This window comes from Priestia megaterium, from assembly GCF_046599315.1.
Taxonomy (GTDB): domain Bacteria; phylum Bacillota; class Bacilli; order Bacillales; family Bacillaceae_H; genus Priestia; species Priestia megaterium_F.
In genome coordinates this window covers 37,885-54,294 of sequence record NZ_JBKIKC010000029.1, presented here as the reverse complement: position 1 = coordinate 54,294, position 16,410 = coordinate 37,885, and the positions used below count along the sequence as shown (strand labels likewise).

Genomic DNA, 16,410 nt, shown 5'->3' with positions numbered 1-16,410 from the left:
GGAGAAATTCCAATCGAACCTGGAGATAGCTGGTTCTCTCCGAAATAGCTTTAGGGCTAGCCTCATGTTGTAAGAGTCTTGGAGGTAGAGCACTGATTGGACTAGGGGCCCCCAACGGGTTACCGAATTCAGTCAAACTCCGAATGCCAAAGACTTATCCATGGGAGTCAGACTGCGAGTGATAAGATCCGTAGTCAAAAGGGAAACAGCCCAGACCACCAGCTAAGGTCCCCAAGTATACGTTAAGTGGAAAAGGATGTGGAGTTGCTTAGACAACCAGGATGTTGGCTTAGAAGCAGCCACCATTTAAAGAGTGCGTAATAGCTCACTGGTCGAGTGACTCTGCGCCGAAAATGTACCGGGGCTAAACGTATCACCGAAGCTGTGGATTGACATCTTAGATGTCAGTGGTAGGAGAGCGTTCTAAGTGCAGCGAAGTCAGACCGTAAGGACTGGTGGAGCGCTTAGAAGTGAGAATGCCGGTATGAGTAGCGAAAGACAAGTGAGAATCTTGTCCACCGAATGCCTAAGGTTTCCTGAGGAAGGCTCGTCCGCTCAGGGTTAGTCGGGACCTAAGCCGAGGCTGAAAAGCGTAGGCGATGGCCAACAGGTTGATATTCCTGTACCACCTCCCCGCCGTTTGAGTAATGGGGGGACGCAGTAGGATAGGGTAAGCGCGCTGCTGGATATGCGCGTTCAAGCAGTTAGGCTGATGAGTAGGCAAATCCGCTCATCATTAAGGCTGAGCTGTGATGACGAGGGAACTATAGTACCGAAGTTCCTGATTCCACACTGCCAAGAAAAGCCTCTAGCGAGGCGGGAGGTGCCCGTACCGCAAACCGACACAGGTAGGCGAGGAGAGAATCCTAAGGTGATCGAGAGAACTCTCGTTAAGGAACTCGGCAAAATGACCCCGTAACTTCGGGAGAAGGGGTGCTCTGGTAGGGTGTATAGCCCGAGAGAGCCGCAGTGAATAGGCCCAGGCGACTGTTTAGCAAAAACACAGGTCTCTGCGAAGCCGCAAGGCGAAGTATAGGGGCTGACGCCTGCCCGGTGCTGGAAGGTTAAGAGGAGGGGTTATCCTTCGGGAGAAGCTCTGAATCGAAGCCCCAGTAAACGGCGGCCGTAACTATAACGGTCCTAAGGTAGCGAAATTCCTTGTCGGGTAAGTTCCGACCCGCACGAAAGGCGTAACGATCTGGGCACTGTCTCAACGAGAGACTCGGTGAAATTATAGTACCTGTGAAGATGCAGGTTACCCGCGACAGGACGGAAAGACCCCGTGGAGCTTTACTGTAGCCTGATATTGAATTTTGGTACAGCTTGTACAGGATAGGTAGGAGCCTGAGAAGCCGGAGCGCTAGCTTCGGTGGAGGCGTCGGTGGGATACTACCCTGGCTGTATTGAAATTCTAACCCGCGGCCCTAATCGGGCCGGGAGACAGTGTCAGGTGGGCAGTTTGACTGGGGCGGTCGCCTCCTAAAATGTAACGGAGGCGCCCAAAGGTTCCCTCAGAATGGTTGGAAATCATTCGTAGAGTGTAAAGGCACAAGGGAGCTTGACTGCGAGACCTACAAGTCGAGCAGGGACGAAAGTCGGGCTTAGTGATCCGGTGGTTCCGCATGGAAGGGCCATCGCTCAACGGATAAAAGCTACCCCGGGGATAACAGGCTTATCTCCCCCAAGAGTCCACATCGACGGGGAGGTTTGGCACCTCGATGTCGGCTCATCGCATCCTGGGGCTGTAGTCGGTCCCAAGGGTTGGGCTGTTCGCCCATTAAAGCGGTACGCGAGCTGGGTTCAGAACGTCGTGAGACAGTTCGGTCCCTATCCGTCGTGGGCGTAGGAAATTTGAGAGGAGCTGTCCTTAGTACGAGAGGACCGGGATGGACACACCGCTGGTGTACCAGTTGTCTTGCCAAAGGCATCGCTGGGTAGCTATGTGTGGACGGGATAAGTGCTGAAAGCATCTAAGCATGAAGCCCCCCTCAAGATGAGATTTCCCATAGCGCAAGCTAGTAAGATCCCTGAAAGATGATCAGGTTGATAGGTCAGAGGTGGAAGCGTGGCGACACGTGTAGCTGACTGATACTAATCGATCGAGGACTTAACCAAATTTTAAAAGCGTAAGCTTTACTCAGCAACTGTTACCTAGTTTTGAGAGAACAATCTCATGTCTGGTGGCGATAGCGAAGAGGTCACACCCGTTCCCATACCGAACACGGAAGTTAAGCTCTTTAGCGCCGATGGTAGTTGGGACTTTGTCCCTGTGAGAGTAGGACGTTGCCAGGCACTTGAAAAAAGACTAGCTATTTTAGCTGGTCTTTTTTTGTTATTCACAGAGTATAAGCTATCTACATAAAATAGGGTAAATGAACTGCATAAAAAAAGTACATCTTGTCGATACTTATTTAGTGGAGGTGGAGAGTAATGGAAAAACAAATTAAAACATGTTCCGTTTGTCATGAACAACATACAAAGGGTATTGAAGTGTTTTCCAGCTTTATATGCCAACACTGCGAGGTAGAGATTGTAGAGGTGGATTCATCTCATTTTCGTTATCAATTGGTAGTAGATCAATTAAAGAGAATATCAGGAGCGTTTTCTTATTAAAAGCCCTTTTTTATAAGGGCTTCTTTATATGGCTCAAAAAAATCATCTAAGTTTGTTATAATGAAAGAAAAATGAATTTTGAGAGTGAAAATATTTATTATATTTTTTCATCAAGTTAACAATGTTACATTTATAAAAAAGTAAGGAATGGATGTATGGATACATATTTACCTTTATATAACCGTTTAGTAAGGCACAGTGAAAAGAAATCGCTCTCTTACCATGTGCCCGGCCATAAAAATGGTCAAGTTCTGCCTTTACATATTCAGTCTTCTTACTCAGGCTTTTTGCAATACGACTTAACAGAAATTAGCGGATTAGATGATTTACATGAAGCAGAATCTGTTATTAAAGAAGCACAAGAGCTAACGGCAAAGTTGTATGGAGTAGATGAAAGCTTTTTTTTAGTTAATGGTTCTACTGTAGGTAATCTCGCCGCGATTTTATCTCTTTGTCAAGAAGGAGATAAAATTGCTGTTCAAAGAGATTCTCATAAATCTATCTTTAATGCTATTGCTTTATCGAAGGCATCGCCTATTTTTTTAGCTCCTGAAATAGATTCAAAAACACATCTTAGTACAGGTGTATCTATTAAAACAATAAAAGCGGCTTTAAAGAGTTCTGAGGATATAAAAGCATTTGTATTAACAAATCCTACTTACTACGGGGTGGCGCGAGATTTAAAGGAGATCATTGACTTTATTCATGGTTATAATATTCCTATAATTATTGATGAAGCTCATGGAGCTCATTTTATTTTAGGCAATCCTTTTCCTTCTTCAGCTGTTACGTATGGAGCGGATCTTGTCGTTCAGTCAGCACATAAAACGCTGCCAGCTATGACGATGGGTTCTTATTTACATATGCAAGGGACATTAGTAAATAAGCAAGCAGTGCGGCATTATCTACAAGTACTACAGTCAAGCAGTCCTTCATACCCTATTATGGCTTCTCTCGATTTGGCACGGTATTATCTGCAGCAGTTTACTCGGCATGATATAGATAGAATGACAGAGAATATTCATTCGTTCGTTGAAGAGATTAATAAGATTGATACCCTTTCAACTATTGAGTTGGAAACAGATCAAACTGCTACGGATCTTTTGAAAATGACGTTGACTTGTTCGGCGGCAACAGGATATCATTTGCAAAAGGAATTGGAAAAGCAAAATATTTATACAGAACTAGCAGACGTTAACTACGTATTGTTTGTTCTACCGTTAAGCAATAGTTGGGATTTTGATGATACAATTAAGCGTATTAGACAAGCTGTAGCAAATATACAGCGTAAGTCGTATCAAAAACCACTAATCAAACCATTTCATTTTTCAAGAGCAACGGTTCTCCTACCTATGGAAGAGAGAAAACTAAGAACAAAGCATATGTGTTCGTTTGAAGAAGCGATTGGTTGTGTAAGCGCCCAATCTGTTATTCCATACCCTCCTGGAATTCCTATTTTAATGGAGGGAGAGACTATCACGAGCACTCATATTGATTATATTTTGCATGTTCAAAGATTAAATGGTCATATTCAAGGCGGCTCTTGTATGGAAGAAGGAAAGATAGAAGTATTTAAATAGAGAAAGGAATTTATACATGTCAGGAACGTTTATTACATTTGAGGGGCCAGAAGGTGCCGGTAAGACGACCATCATTCATATGGTTCAACAAAAATTAATACAAGATGGCTATACCATTGTATTAACAAGAGAGCCGGGAGGCATACGAATTGCTGAACAAATTCGTGAAATCATCTTAAATCCATCTAACACAGAAATGGATGCCAGAACCGAAGCACTTCTTTATGCTGCGGCTAGAAGGCAACATCTTGTAGAAAAAGTGATTCCTGAGCTAAATAAAGGGAATATAGTATTATGTGATCGTTTTATTGATAGCTCACTTGCTTATCAAGGACATGCGCGCGGTATAGGCGTAGAAGATATTTTCGCTATCAATCAATTTGCTATTGAGCAAACGATGCCACAAGCCACTTTATATTTCGATATTGAGCCTGAGGTAGGGTTAGAAAGAATTAATAAAGGTCGAAAAGATGAGATTAATCGACTAGATTTAGAATCCTTGGACTTTCATTACAAAGTACGTAATGGGTATTTGTCTCTTTTGAGTGAATTTCCAGAACGTATTTACCGAATTGATGCAAATCAATCCGTTGAAAAAGTCTGTGAAGAAGCTTATAGACAGATACAATTGATTTTAAAATAAATACAGATGATCGTTATTCTTGTTATACTATTCTTAACAAATAAAGTAAAATGAGGTGTTATTCATGAAATTAGTAATGGCTGTTATTCAAGATTCAGATAGTTCGAAGCTTTTAAATGCACTTGTAGAAAGAGGATTTCGTTCAACCAAATTATCAAGTACGGGCGGTTTTTTAAAGTCAGGGAATACAACAATTATGATTGGTACAGATGATCATAAAGTAGATGAGGTGCTTGATATTATCAAGGGTCAATGTGAAAACCGCAGACAGATGATTTCTCCTGTGGCACCGATGGGCGGTAATGCAGACTCATATATTCCATACCCTGTCGAAGTCGAAGTGGGCGGAGCTACAGTATTCGTACTACCAGTAGATCAGTTTCATCAATTTTAAGAGAGAAGATTTTAAATAGAAAGTGATGATTGAATGGGAAATACATGGGAACAGCTTGAAGCTCTTCAGCCGAACGTATTAAAGATTTTGCAAAACAGCTTACTTAAAGAGCGAGTTGCTCATGCTTATTTATTTGAAGGCAGTAAAGGAACTGGTAAAAAACAAATTAGTTTTTTGTTTGCTAAAGCATTGTTTTGCCAAAATCCGGCTAATCATAGGCCATGTCATGAGTGCAGTAACTGCCGGCGAATTGATTCAGGTAATCATCCAGATATTCATCTGATTGAGCCAGCTGGTTTATCAATTAAAAAAGAGCAAATTCAATTCTTACAATCAGAATTCACAAAAACCGGTGTTGAATCTAATAAAAAGTTATATATTGTGAATCATGTTGATAAAATGACAGTAAGCGCAGCAAATAGTTTACTGAAATTTTTAGAAGAGCCTGGTGACGGAACGTATGCAATTTTATTAACAGAAAATATACAGCGCTTATTAGATACAATTATTTCACGTTGCCAAGTCATATCATTTCGATCTCTTACACCAGAACAGTTAGCTGAAAAACTAGTAGAAAATGGCCTTTCCGCAGTAGATGCATCCATCTTGTCTAATTTAACAAACAGCATTGATGAAGCAATTGAATTAAGTAAAGATGAATGGTTTGGACTTGCAATAAAGTTAGTGATACAATTATATGAAGTGTTAACAACGAGACCTCAACAAGCTCTTCTTTTTATTCATGAAAAGTGGGTAACACATTTTAAAGAAAAAGAACAAGCTCATATTGGTTTAACTTTATTGATGCTTCTTTATCGTGATTTGTTGACGCTGCAAGTTGGACAAGAGTCTAAAATCGTCTATCGTCATAAAATAGAAGAATTAAAACAGCAAGCTCTTCAGACAACGCAGGAAAAAGCGATTTATCGCTTAGAAGTTATCTTGAAGGCCAAAAATAAATTAAATTCAAATATGAATCTACAGTTATTAATGGAACAGCTGGTGTTGGATTTGCAGGAGGGATAAAAGCTTGTATGATGTAGTAGGCGTTCGCTTTAAAAAAGCGGGGAAAATATATTATTTTGACCCTGGAGAACTTACAATTCCAGATGGTGAGTTTGTTATTGTAGAAACAGTTCGTGGTGTTGAATTTGGTAGAGTTGTTATTAATAAAAAGCAAGTAAGTGAACATGATGTCGTACTTCCTTTGAAAAAAGTAATCCGCATTGCTGAACAAAAAGACAGGCTGATTGTGGATGAAAATAAACAAGCTGCTAAAGAAGCGTATGACGTATGCGTGCAAAAAATTCAATCACACGATTTAGATATGAAGTTAGTAGATGTAGAATATACGTTTGATCGTAATAAAGTCATTTTTTATTTTACAGCAGACGGCCGTATTGATTTCAGAGAATTAGTTAAAGACTTGGCTGCTATTTTCCGTACGCGAATTGAGCTTCGCCAAATCGGTGTAAGAGATGAAGCAAAACTGTTGGGCGGGATAGGTCCTTGTGGACGTATGCTATGCTGCTCAACGTTTTTAGGTGATTTTGAGCCGGTTTCTATTAAAATGGCCAAGGACCAAAACCTATCGCTTAATCCAACGAAAATTTCTGGTTTATGCGGACGTTTAATGTGTTGTTTAAAATATGAAAATGATGAGTATGAAACGGCAAAAGAACAGCTTCCTGATATAGGCTCAACAATTAAAACTTCAGATGGTTCAGGACGTGTAGTAGGTTTGAATATTTTGGAAAGAATTATTCAAGTGGAACTGTCAGATCACGAACAAATTTTAGAGTATACTCTGGATGAGATCAATAATGAAGGTGCTGTTTCGTTTCAAGCCACAGATTAACGAGGTGGGCAAAGGTGGATAAAAAAGAGATTTTTGATTCGGTGACAAACATGGAGGAACAAATCGGTCATTTATATAAGCAGTTAGGTGAGTTAAAAGAGCATCTTGCTGAGCTAATTGAAGAAAATCATCACCTACAAATAGAAAATGATCATTTGCGCCGTCGCCTTGACCAGACAAACTTCGAAACGAAGCTGAAAAATAGACATTTAAAAGCAAGCGCTCAAACAAAAGAGCAAAAACAAATTGATATCGGAGAAGGATATGACAATTTGGCTCGCCTTTACCAAGAGGGTTTTCATATTTGTAACATTCATTATGGAAGTGTGCGTAAAGATGGAGACTGTTTGTTTTGCTTGTCATTTTTAAATAAAAAGTAACAACACCTCTCCCATTTGGAGAGGTTCTTTTTATGAGTAAAAGGCGTAAATAATAGATGCACAAGGAGAAGAACGATTATGGTTGAGTTATACGGAGATGAACGTTTAGATTATTTATTAGCCGATGAGGAGATGCGCATTATTCAAAGTCCATCTGTCTTTTCTTTTTCATTGGATGCTGTGCTTTTATCTCACTTTGCTTATGTACCAATTCGTAAAGGTAACTTGGTTGATTTATGTTCAGGAAATGGTGTAATCCCGCTGTTTTTATCCAAACGAACAAAGGGAAAAATTATTGGTGTGGAAATCCAAAAGCGGCTACACAGTATGGCGCAAAGAAGTATTGCGTATAATCAGTTAGATAAGCAGATTAAAATGATACACGGCGATTTGAAAAATGCACCTCAGGAACTTGGTTATGGAAAGTATGATGTTGTAACATGTAATCCTCCTTATTTCACCACATCCAATAAAGAAGAAATAAATGAAAACGAACACTTTGCAATCGCTCGCCACGAAATTCATTGTTCGTTGGAAGATGTAATTAGAGTCAGCAGTCAACTAGTTAAGCAAGGTGGAAAAGTAGCATTGGTTCACCGCCCGGGAAGACTATTAGATATCGTGACGTTAATGAGGCAATACCGTTTAGAGCCAAAGAGACTTCAGTTTGTTTATCCTAAAGATGGGAAAGAAGCAAATACACTTCTAATTGAAGGAACTAAGGATGGAAGTCCAGATTTAAAGATCCTTCCTCCGCTTGTGGTTTATCGGGATAACGATGAATACACGGACGAATTAAAAAGGATTTTATATGGAACAAACTAATCATTATTTTTATGTAGTAGAATGCAAGGACGGTACTTATTACGCTGGTTATACGAATAATCTGCAAAAACGTATTTCTGTCCATAATGAAGGGAAAGGGGCAAAATATACGAGAGCAAGAAGGCCCATTTCATTAATTTGGCATGAGGTGTTTACCTCTAAAACAGAAGCTATGCAAAAAGAGTATTGGTTCAAACAGTTAAGCAGAGTGCAAAAACAGGCTTACATTCGAAGGGAGCAAGAAAAGCAGAATGAAATCACAAAAAAGTTATGATGTATCGAATGAACGAGGCGTTTTATATTTAGTTCCCACGCCTATTGGGAATTTAGAAGATATGACATTTCGTGCAATTCGGATTTTAAAAGAAGCTGATTATATTGCCGCAGAAGATACGAGACAAACGAAAAAGCTTTGTAATCACTTTGAGATTGATACGCCTATTACAAGTTATCATGAACATAATAAACATACGAAAAGTGAACAGCTGTTAAGCGACTTAAATAGTCAAAAAAATATTGCTTTAGTGAGCGATGCCGGCATGCCATGTATTTCAGATCCTGGTTATGAGTTAGTGGTATCTGCTGTTAAAGAAGGATATACGGTTGTTCCGCTTCCGGGGCCTAACGCAGCATTAACAGCTTTAATTGCTTCTGGCCTACCTACAGGGCAATTTTATTTTTACGGATTTTTGAACAGAAATAAAAAACAGCGTAAAGAACAGCTTCAAAAGCTTCAATATATTAAGGAAAGCATGATATTTTATGAAGCCCCTCATCGATTAAAAGAAACGCTCAAGAGTATAGAAGAAATTTTAGGGAACCGATCCATTGTGTTATGTAGAGAGTTAACAAAACGCTATGAAGAATTTTTAAGAGGAAGCGTGTTAGAAGCAATTGAATGGACAGATGCCACAGATGTTAGAGGAGAATTCTGTTTAATTCTTGAAGGAACAAATGAAGAAGCGCCCGATGAAAGCAATCTATGGTGGGAACAGCTCACCGTTATCGAGCATGTCGATTACTATATAGAAGAAGGACTTTCAAACAAAGAAGCGATTAAGCAAGCGGCAAAAGACCGAGACGTATCAAAGCGCGACATTTATAGTGAATATCACGTCCATTAAAAAAAGCTGTCTATCATAGACAGCTTTTCATTTTATTTAGAAGCTTGTAAAGAATTTTGAAGTTCTTTCATGATTTGTTCTGCACCTTCACGACTTAGAATTAATTTGCCGTTAGCAAGTTGGATGTTATCATCAGATACTTCACCTGTTACTTGGCAAGTCATGTTTGGTTTATATTTTTTCAAGATGATGCGTTCTTCATCTACATAGATTTCTAAAGCATCTTTCTCTGCAATTCCTAGTGTACGACGTAATTCAATTGGAATTACTACGCGTCCTAATTCATCAACTTTACGAACAATACCTGTAGATTTCATATTAATCGTTCTCCTCTCAATAATCATTTTTCTATGTTATTACTTTCGTCATTATTCGACAATTTCAACGTACTTTCATAATACCAGCGTTTCCAAAACTAGTCAATCATTTTATATGTAAAAAAATGTAGCTGAAAAAATTTTTTTCTTAAGCAGATTACAAGCTAATTGTGACCGTCAGTCAAGGAATAACAAGGGGTTTCATTGGGAAAAAGATTAATCGTCTAAATAGCTTGATATCAACTATTTCGAAGATAGGGTAAATATGATTCGACATAAGATGACAAATTTAGACCTATTTGTCGTTTTCATAAAAAGGACTTTTTGAAGGGGGGTATATTTTATATAAAAATAGGGCGAAGCTGATACAATTAACAGGATTATTTTTTTGAAAAATAACGATTATTTAAAAATGAAATGAATCCGTCATATTCCCTTGTATATGGAAAGAGAATGTTTTGAAATTATCATGTAAAATAGTATGATAGATAGTAGAATAAGAAGACAGGGGTTATATGATTACATACATATAAGCCAAAATGTTGAAATGGAATGTTGGAGGTTATGAACATGGCAGATGGAAATAATACATTTTATATTACTACGCCGATTTATTATCCGAGTGGTAAATTACATATAGGGCACGCATACACGACAGTAGCGGGAGATGCAATGGCTCGTTATAAACGTTTAAGAGGGTTTGATGTACGCTATTTAACAGGTACAGATGAACATGGTCAAAAAATTCAGCGAAAAGCAGAAGAGAAAAATGTGACACCTCAACAATACGTAGATGATATTGTCTCTGGAATCAAAGAGCTATGGGATAAGATGGACATTTCGTATGATGATTTTATCCGAACAACGGAACCAAGACATAAAGAAATCGTGGAAAAGATTTTTGCGCGCCTTCTAGAACAAGGTGATATTTATCTTGATGAGTATGAAGGTTGGTATTCAGTTCCTGATGAGACGTACTATACAGAGCACCAACTAGTAGATCCAATCGTTGAAAATGGAAAGGTTGTAGGCGGAAAAAGTCCGGACAGCGGCCACCCTGTAGAGCTCGTTCGAGAAGAGTCTTATTTCTTCAAAATGGGGAAATACGTAGATCGTTTACTAGCTTTTTATGAAGAGAACCCTTCATTTATTCAGCCGGAGTCCCGTAAAAACGAAATGATCAATAATTTTATTAAGCCGGGTCTTGAAGATTTAGCTGTTTCTCGTACGACATTTGATTGGGGTGTAAAAGTTCCAGGTAACCCAAAACACGTTATTTACGTGTGGATTGATGCACTTTCTAACTACATCACCTCTCTTGGATATAATACAGAGAACGATGAGAACTATCAAAAATATTGGCCGGCTAACGTACACTTAGTAGGAAAAGAAATTGTACGTTTCCATACGATTTATTGGCCAATCATGTTGATGGCACTTGATTTGCCACTTCCTAAGAAAGTATTTGCTCACGGCTGGTTATTAATGAAGGACGGAAAGATGTCTAAGTCAAAAGGAAATGTAGTCGACCCTGTGACATTGATTGATCGCTATGGATTAGATGCACTTCGTTACTACTTACTTCGCGAAGTTCCATTCGGTTCAGATGGTGTATTCACACCAGAAGCGTTTGTTGAACGTATTAACTTCGACTTAGCAAATGACCTTGGCAACCTAGTTAATCGTACAGTGGCGATGATTAATAAGTATTTTGACGGTGTGATTCCGACTTATGAAGGAAATGTAACAGAGTTTGACGCACATATTGTACAAGCTCAAAAAGATACGGTGAATAAATATGAAGAAGCAATGGAGGATATGGAATTCTCAGTTGCTCTTGCTTCTATTTGGCAATATGTAAGCCGAACGAATAAATATATTGATGAAACGCAGCCTTGGGCATTAGCAAAAGATGAGAATAAACGTGCAGAACTTGCTTCTGTCATGACGCATCTAGCTGAATCAATTCGTCATATTGCTGTATTACTCCAGCCATTCTTAACGCGCACACCTGAGAAAATCTTTGCTCAGATCGGCGTAAAAGAAGATGTATTAAAAACGTGGGAAAGCACAACGCGTTTTAATATGCTTAAAGAAGGTACAAAAGTAGAAAAAGGTGAGCCAATGTTCCCTCGTCTAGATCGAGAAGAAGAGGTAGCCTTCATTAAGGAGCAGATGCAAGGAAGTACTCCAAAAGAAGAAAAATCTGTTGTGAAGGAAGAACCTTCTGAAGAGATTACGATTGATGATTTCATGAAAGTAGAACTTCGTGTAGCGCAAGTTACTCAAGTAGAACCAGTTAAAAAAGCAGATAAACTATTAAAGCTGCAACTTGATTTGGGCTATGAAAAACGCCAGGTAGTATCAGGTATTGCGAAATTTTATAAGCCTGAAGAATTAGTAGGTCGAAAAGTGATTTGTGTAACTAACTTAAAACCTGTGAAACTGCGAGGAGAACTATCACAAGGAATGATCTTGGCGGGCGAGGATGAGAATGGTCTTTCACTAGCGAGCGTAGATCAAAACTTAGCAAATGGCACGAAGATAAAATAAGTATAGGTAAAAGGGGTGTTTCACGTGTAACATGCGAGGACCCCCTTTTATTCATGGAAAGGATCGATTGAGATGTTGTTTGATACACATGTTCATTTAAACGCAGAACAGTACGAAGACGATTTGCAAGAAGTAATTAATCGTGCGTTAGAAAAAGGTGTTCAAAATATGGTAGTTGTTGGATTCGATGAGCCTACCATCAAAAAAGCTATTCAAATAGCTGAAACGTATGACTTTATCTATGCTAGTGTAGGGTGGCATCCAGTAGATGCAATTGATATGACTGATGAGCACTTAGCCTGGATTGAAGAATTAGCTCAGCATCCGAAAGTTGTTGCTTTAGGGGAGATGGGGTTAGACTATCATTGGGATAAATCACCTAAAGAGGTTCAAAAGGACGTATTTCGCCGTCAAATTCGCTTAGCGCGAAAAGTGAATTTACCTATCATTATTCATAACCGTGATGCAACTGAAGACGTGGTAACGATTTTAAAAGAAGAGCACGTAGAGGAAGTAGGAGGTATCATGCATTGCTTTACAGGCAGTATTGAAGTAGCGAAGCAATGTATGGATATGAATATGTATATTTCTTTCGGCGGACCTGTTACATTTAAAAATGCGAAAAAACCAAAAGAAGTTGCTACAGAACTCCCTTTAGATAAACTATTAATTGAAACAGACTGTCCTTATCTAACTCCTCATCCATTCCGTGGCAAGCGCAATGAACCTGGTTACGTTTCATACGTAGCAGAGCAAATTGCGGAGTTAAAAGGTATAACGTATGAAGAATTAGCGGATATTACCACAGCTAATGCCAAAAAGCTATTTGGCATTAATGATTAAAAATTTTTCTCATATAACAATCATTTTCGTGTTAAAGTAAAGGTAGGCGCAGAGGAGAATGTTATCCTCTGCCTTTTTCAGTTAAAATAACAGATATATGCTTTTTAATTTAGTTGATAATAAGATAAAACGTTGATTTCATAGAAGGAAAATGATGTGAGTAACGAGCATTTCATTTTTACTGAAGAGCAAATGAACAAAACTGAATGTTTTGGAGGAAGATATGAAGATTAAAGAAATTATTGTAGTAGAAGGCCGTGATGACACTGTAGCGATTAAACGTGCAGTGGATGCGGATACCATCGAGACAAATGGATCAGCTGTAAATGAAGAAACCATTGAGAAAGTAAAATTAGCTCAAAAGACAAGAGGCGTAATTATTTTTACAGATCCAGATTATCCAGGACAGCGAATTCGAAATATTGTTTCAGAGCGTGTTCCAGGATGCAAGCATGCATTTTTGGATAAAGAAGAGGCTCGCCCTAAAAACGGCAAAGGTATTGGAGTTGAACATGCTTCTATTGCGTCTATTCAAAAAGCACTAAAAGATGTGCAGCAAGAGTGGATGGGGGCAGATGTGGAGATTTCTCAAGAGGATTTAATCGTAGCTCGTTTGATAGGAGATAGTAAAGCTAAGTCTCGCCGTGAAGAAATAGGAAAGTTGTTGAAAATTGGCTATGCCAATGGAAAGCAGCTGCATAAACGATTACAGATGTTTCAAATTTCAAAAGAGGACTTTATCAAAGCCGTTGAGCAGATAAATAAGGAGGAAAAGGGATCGTGTTAAAAGATATTGCAACGCCTAATCGAACCAAGGAAATTTTAAAGAAATACGGTTTTACATTTAAAAAGAGTTTGGGACAAAACTTTTTAATTGATACGAACATTTTACATCGTATTGTAGATCACGCAGAAATAACAGAAGAAACAGGCGCTATTGAAATCGGCCCTGGTATTGGGGCGTTAACTGAACAGCTGGCAAAGCGTGCAAAAAAAGTGTTGGCATTTGAAATCGATCAGCGTCTGCTTCCGATTTTAGCTGATACCCTTTCTCCTTACCCAAATGCAAAAGTTATTCATCAAGATGTGTTAAAAGCAGATTTAAAAGGGACAATCAAACAAGAATTTGAAGGAATAGAAGATTTAATGGTCGTTGCGAATTTACCGTATTACGTGACGACACCTATTCTGATGAAATTATTAGAAGAGCAAATTCCGGTGCGTGGAATCGTTGTTATGCTTCAAAAGGAAGTCGCTGACCGTATAGCAGCTAAACCGGGAACAAAGGATTATGGTTCACTTTCTATTGCAATTCAATACTATACAGAGGCTGAGACGGTTATGATTGTGCCTAAAACAGTGTTTAATCCGCAGCCTAATGTAGATTCAGCTGTTATTCGGTTGTTGCGAAGACCAAAGCCAGCAGTAGAGGTACAGGATGAATCCTTCTTCTTCCAAGTTGTACGAGCAAGTTTTGGACAGCGACGAAAAACAATCTTAAACAATCTAGTGAATAACTTGCCAAATGGGAAGCAGAAAAAAGCAGACATTGAGCAAGCACTTTCAGCTGCTGAAATTGATCCGAAAAGAAGAGGCGAAACGCTATCTATCCAAGAATTTGGAACGTTAAGTGACCAACTTTTAAAATCATTTAGCTAAATCATCACATTTTTATCATGAAGTCATAGGCTATGAAGAGAATTTATTTTTGAAGTAGCAAAGACGGAGTGAAGCATATGAACATCAAAATTGGTGATATAGTTACACGACCTTCTTATCAAAGAGATTTGCTTTTTCGTGTTATAGCTATTAATGACAGCGAAGCGGGGAAATATGCGACTTTAATAGGAGAAGACGTTCGGTTGATTGCCGACGCTCCTTGTACAGATTTAGAGGTTGTGGATGCTAAAGAACAGGATCAAAGAAAAAAACAAGAAGAAGAGCTTTTAGAAAGATCCCTAGAGCTTATTCAACAGGATTATCGGCTCGTTCGAGAGAAAACTGAATATAGCATAACTAATGGATACAGCCATTCGCATCGCTTATTTCAAATTCCAGGAAAGGTCCTGCACGTAGATGGAGACCCTAATTATTTGCGTAAATGTTTATTAGTTTATGAAAAAATTGGTGTCCCTGTTTATGGTGTTCATTGCGTAGAGTCAGAGATGCCAGAGAAAGTTGGAAAGCTAATCGAGGATGTAAGGCCGGATATTCTGGTGCTGACAGGGCATGATGCATATTCCAAAGGAAAAGGAAATAAAGATGATCTTCTTGCTTATAGACATTCCAAGCACTATATTCGAACAGTCCAAGAAGCAAGGAAAAGAGTTGGTAATCTAGATCAGCTGGTAATTTTTGCGGGTGCCTGTCAATCGCATTTTGAATTGTTGATTCAAGCTGGAGCAAACTTTGCTAGTTCACCTTCACGTGTAAATATTCATGCGCTTGATCCCGTGTATGTAGTAGCAAAACTAAGTTTTACTCCTTTCACGGATCGTATTAATGTATGGGACGTCTTACGTAATACATTAACGGGTGCTAAAGGTTTAGGAGGAGTAGAAACGAAAGGGCTGCTTCGTACGGGTATGCCTTATGAAAGCGATGAGTAGAAATAAAAACAACTGGTTACAGCATGTAAACGCATGAGGTGAAACCAGTTGTTTTTTCGTATGGAGTTAAACTATACGCTTAATTTCACAAAATCATTTTCAATATTTGCTAAAGATATACATATTTCATTGAAAAACGAGCATACTAACAGCGAAATGTAGATTTATGTTGAAAATTATTTATTGACACAATTAGAGGTAGATTGTTATAATTTTATGTTTTTGACTATTTTTCTAACATGTGTTACACTATACATAGTGAGGTGGACCAATATGGCGAAAACTTTGTCTGATATTAAGCAAGCGCTGGATTTGCACCTAGGCCAACGATTAACTTTAAAAGCAAACGGTGGTCGTAGAAAAACAGTAGAACGTTCAGGTGTATTAACAGAAACGTACCCATCTGTTTTTATCGTTGAATTAGATCAAGAGGAAAACTCTTTGGAGCGCGTTTCGTACAGTTACGCAGATGTGTTAACGGAAACAGTGCAACTGAAATTTTTCTAAGAATGACATAGGCAATATAGCAAGTAATGATGAGCAGTGGACATTGGTTTACTGCTTTTTTATTGGTCTTTTTTTCAAATTATATATACATTATTTTTTATACATACTATACATATCGTCCTTGTTTTTCTTATGTCAGAGAGCAAGGAGATTCAGGTTGAAAT

17 protein-coding genes and 2 rRNA genes are annotated in these 16,410 nt (G+C 38.7%); 18 read left to right on the top strand and 1 reads right to left on the bottom strand.

All coding sequences use genetic code 11. From position 1 onward, the window contains the following. The 12 genes from ACLHDF_RS32395 to rsmI form a co-directional block, all read left to right on the top strand. Window positions 1-2,115, top strand: a 23S ribosomal RNA gene (locus ACLHDF_RS32395); the annotation flags it as partial. 61 nt (window positions 2,116-2,176) lie between these two features. Further along, window positions 2,177-2,292, top strand: a 5S ribosomal RNA gene (gene rrf, locus ACLHDF_RS32390). Window positions 2,293-2,430: 138 nt separating this feature from the next. After that, window positions 2,431-2,613 (top strand): sigma factor G inhibitor Gin, encoded by a 183-nt coding sequence (locus ACLHDF_RS32385; protein ID WP_413922392.1) that lies wholly within the window; start codon window positions 2,431-2,433, stop codon window positions 2,611-2,613. Between the two features lie 155 nt (window positions 2,614-2,768). Next, window positions 2,769-4,193: an aminotransferase class I/II-fold pyridoxal phosphate-dependent enzyme gene (locus ACLHDF_RS32380; RefSeq protein ID WP_413922391.1), complete on the top strand. Its 1,425-nt coding sequence runs from the start codon at window positions 2,769-2,771 to the stop codon at window positions 4,191-4,193. Between the two features lie 16 nt (window positions 4,194-4,209). After that, the gene (gene tmk, locus ACLHDF_RS32375; protein ID WP_413922390.1) at window positions 4,210-4,836 is read left to right on the top strand and encodes a dTMP kinase; all 627 of its coding nucleotides are present in this window, start codon (window positions 4,210-4,212) and stop codon (window positions 4,834-4,836) included. 64 nt (window positions 4,837-4,900) lie between these two features. Beyond that, window positions 4,901-5,230 (top strand): cyclic-di-AMP receptor, encoded by a 330-nt coding sequence (locus tag ACLHDF_RS32370; RefSeq protein WP_013054845.1) that lies wholly within the window; start codon window positions 4,901-4,903, stop codon window positions 5,228-5,230. Between the two features lie 33 nt (window positions 5,231-5,263). After that, the gene (gene holB, locus ACLHDF_RS32365) at window positions 5,264-6,256 is read left to right on the top strand and encodes a DNA polymerase III subunit delta' (RefSeq protein ID WP_413922389.1); all 993 of its coding nucleotides are present in this window, start codon (window positions 5,264-5,266) and stop codon (window positions 6,254-6,256) included. 4 nt (window positions 6,257-6,260) lie between these two features. Next, a complete protein-coding gene (locus ACLHDF_RS32360) occupies window positions 6,261-7,088 on the top strand; it encodes a stage 0 sporulation family protein (RefSeq protein ID WP_413922388.1) in 828 nt (275 codons plus the stop codon). A 14-nt stretch (window positions 7,089-7,102) separates the two neighbouring features. Next, window positions 7,103-7,468 (top strand): DNA replication initiation control protein YabA, encoded by a 366-nt coding sequence (gene yabA, locus ACLHDF_RS32355; RefSeq protein WP_413922387.1) that lies wholly within the window; start codon window positions 7,103-7,105, stop codon window positions 7,466-7,468. 78 nt (window positions 7,469-7,546) lie between these two features. Further along, the gene (locus ACLHDF_RS32350) at window positions 7,547-8,293 is read left to right on the top strand and encodes a tRNA1(Val) (adenine(37)-N6)-methyltransferase (protein WP_413922386.1); all 747 of its coding nucleotides are present in this window, start codon (window positions 7,547-7,549) and stop codon (window positions 8,291-8,293) included. Continuing rightward, entirely contained in the window at window positions 8,280-8,567 is a 288-nt protein-coding gene (locus tag ACLHDF_RS32345) for a GIY-YIG nuclease family protein (RefSeq protein WP_413922385.1), read from the top strand. The genes ACLHDF_RS32350 and ACLHDF_RS32345 overlap by 14 nt, the downstream gene beginning before the upstream one ends. Then, entirely contained in the window at window positions 8,545-9,417 is an 873-nt protein-coding gene (gene rsmI, locus ACLHDF_RS32340; protein ID WP_413922384.1) for a 16S rRNA (cytidine(1402)-2'-O)-methyltransferase, read from the top strand. Before ACLHDF_RS32345 ends, rsmI begins: the two co-directional genes overlap by 23 nt. Window positions 9,418-9,449: 32 nt before the next feature. Here rsmI and ACLHDF_RS32335 read toward each other — a convergent pair whose 3' ends face one another. Further along, on the bottom strand, window positions 9,450-9,740 hold the full coding sequence (locus ACLHDF_RS32335) for an AbrB/MazE/SpoVT family DNA-binding domain-containing protein (protein ID WP_413922393.1): 291 nt from the start codon (window positions 9,738-9,740) through the stop codon (window positions 9,450-9,452). Window positions 9,741-10,304: 564 nt separating this feature from the next. Between ACLHDF_RS32335 and metG the strand changes: the two genes are divergently transcribed. The 6 genes from metG to veg all read left to right on the top strand — a co-directional run bounded on the left by metG (window position 10,305) and on the right by veg (window position 16,246). Then, window positions 10,305-12,287, top strand: a complete 1,983-nt coding sequence (metG, locus tag ACLHDF_RS32330; RefSeq protein ID WP_413922383.1) for a methionine--tRNA ligase — start codon at window positions 10,305-10,307, stop codon at window positions 12,285-12,287. 72 nt (window positions 12,288-12,359) lie between these two features. Further along, entirely contained in the window at window positions 12,360-13,130 is a 771-nt protein-coding gene (locus ACLHDF_RS32325) for a TatD family hydrolase (RefSeq protein ID WP_025753152.1), read from the top strand. 223 nt (window positions 13,131-13,353) lie between these two features. Then, window positions 13,354-13,917, top strand: coding sequence for a ribonuclease M5 (gene rnmV, locus ACLHDF_RS32320; protein ID WP_413922382.1), 564 nt, complete (start codon window positions 13,354-13,356; stop codon window positions 13,915-13,917). After that, window positions 13,911-14,789, top strand: a complete 879-nt coding sequence (rsmA, locus tag ACLHDF_RS32315) for a 16S rRNA (adenine(1518)-N(6)/adenine(1519)-N(6))-dimethyltransferase RsmA (RefSeq protein WP_413922381.1) — start codon at window positions 13,911-13,913, stop codon at window positions 14,787-14,789. Before rnmV ends, rsmA begins: the two co-directional genes overlap by 7 nt. 77 nt (window positions 14,790-14,866) lie before the next feature. Continuing rightward, window positions 14,867-15,739, top strand: coding sequence for a sporulation peptidase YabG (gene yabG / locus ACLHDF_RS32310; protein WP_413922380.1), 873 nt, complete (start codon window positions 14,867-14,869; stop codon window positions 15,737-15,739). 273 nt (window positions 15,740-16,012) lie between these two features. Continuing rightward, window positions 16,013-16,246: a biofilm formation stimulator Veg gene (gene veg, locus ACLHDF_RS32305; protein WP_013054859.1), complete on the top strand. Its 234-nt coding sequence runs from the start codon at window positions 16,013-16,015 to the stop codon at window positions 16,244-16,246. Window positions 16,247-16,410: the final 164 nt, after the last annotated feature.

What these genes read in the sequence shown, in the direction of transcription:
- ACLHDF_RS32385 (WP_413922392.1), top strand. Translation starts at nt 2,431, where the DNA reads ATGGAAAAACAAATTAAAACATGTTCCGTTTGTCATGAACAACATACA.
- ACLHDF_RS32380 (WP_413922391.1), top strand. Translation starts at nt 2,769, where the DNA reads ATGGATACATATTTACCTTTATATAACCGTTTAGTAAGGCACAGTGAA.
- tmk (WP_413922390.1), top strand. Translation starts at nt 4,210, where the DNA reads ATGTCAGGAACGTTTATTACATTTGAGGGGCCAGAAGGTGCCGGTAAG.
- ACLHDF_RS32370 (WP_013054845.1), top strand. Translation starts at nt 4,901, where the DNA reads ATGAAATTAGTAATGGCTGTTATTCAAGATTCAGATAGTTCGAAGCTT.
- holB (WP_413922389.1), top strand. Translation starts at nt 5,264, where the DNA reads ATGGGAAATACATGGGAACAGCTTGAAGCTCTTCAGCCGAACGTATTA.
- ACLHDF_RS32350 (WP_413922386.1), top strand. Translation starts at nt 7,547, where the DNA reads ATGGTTGAGTTATACGGAGATGAACGTTTAGATTATTTATTAGCCGAT.
- ACLHDF_RS32345 (WP_413922385.1), top strand. Translation starts at nt 8,280, where the DNA reads ATGGAACAAACTAATCATTATTTTTATGTAGTAGAATGCAAGGACGGT.
- rsmI (WP_413922384.1), top strand. Translation starts at nt 8,545, where the DNA reads ATGAAATCACAAAAAAGTTATGATGTATCGAATGAACGAGGCGTTTTA.
- metG (WP_413922383.1), top strand. Translation starts at nt 10,305, where the DNA reads ATGGCAGATGGAAATAATACATTTTATATTACTACGCCGATTTATTAT.
- ACLHDF_RS32325 (WP_025753152.1), top strand. Translation starts at nt 12,360, where the DNA reads ATGTTGTTTGATACACATGTTCATTTAAACGCAGAACAGTACGAAGAC.
- rnmV (WP_413922382.1), top strand. Translation starts at nt 13,354, where the DNA reads ATGAAGATTAAAGAAATTATTGTAGTAGAAGGCCGTGATGACACTGTA.
- yabG (WP_413922380.1), top strand. Translation starts at nt 14,867, where the DNA reads ATGAACATCAAAATTGGTGATATAGTTACACGACCTTCTTATCAAAGA.
- veg (WP_013054859.1), top strand. Translation starts at nt 16,013, where the DNA reads ATGGCGAAAACTTTGTCTGATATTAAGCAAGCGCTGGATTTGCACCTA.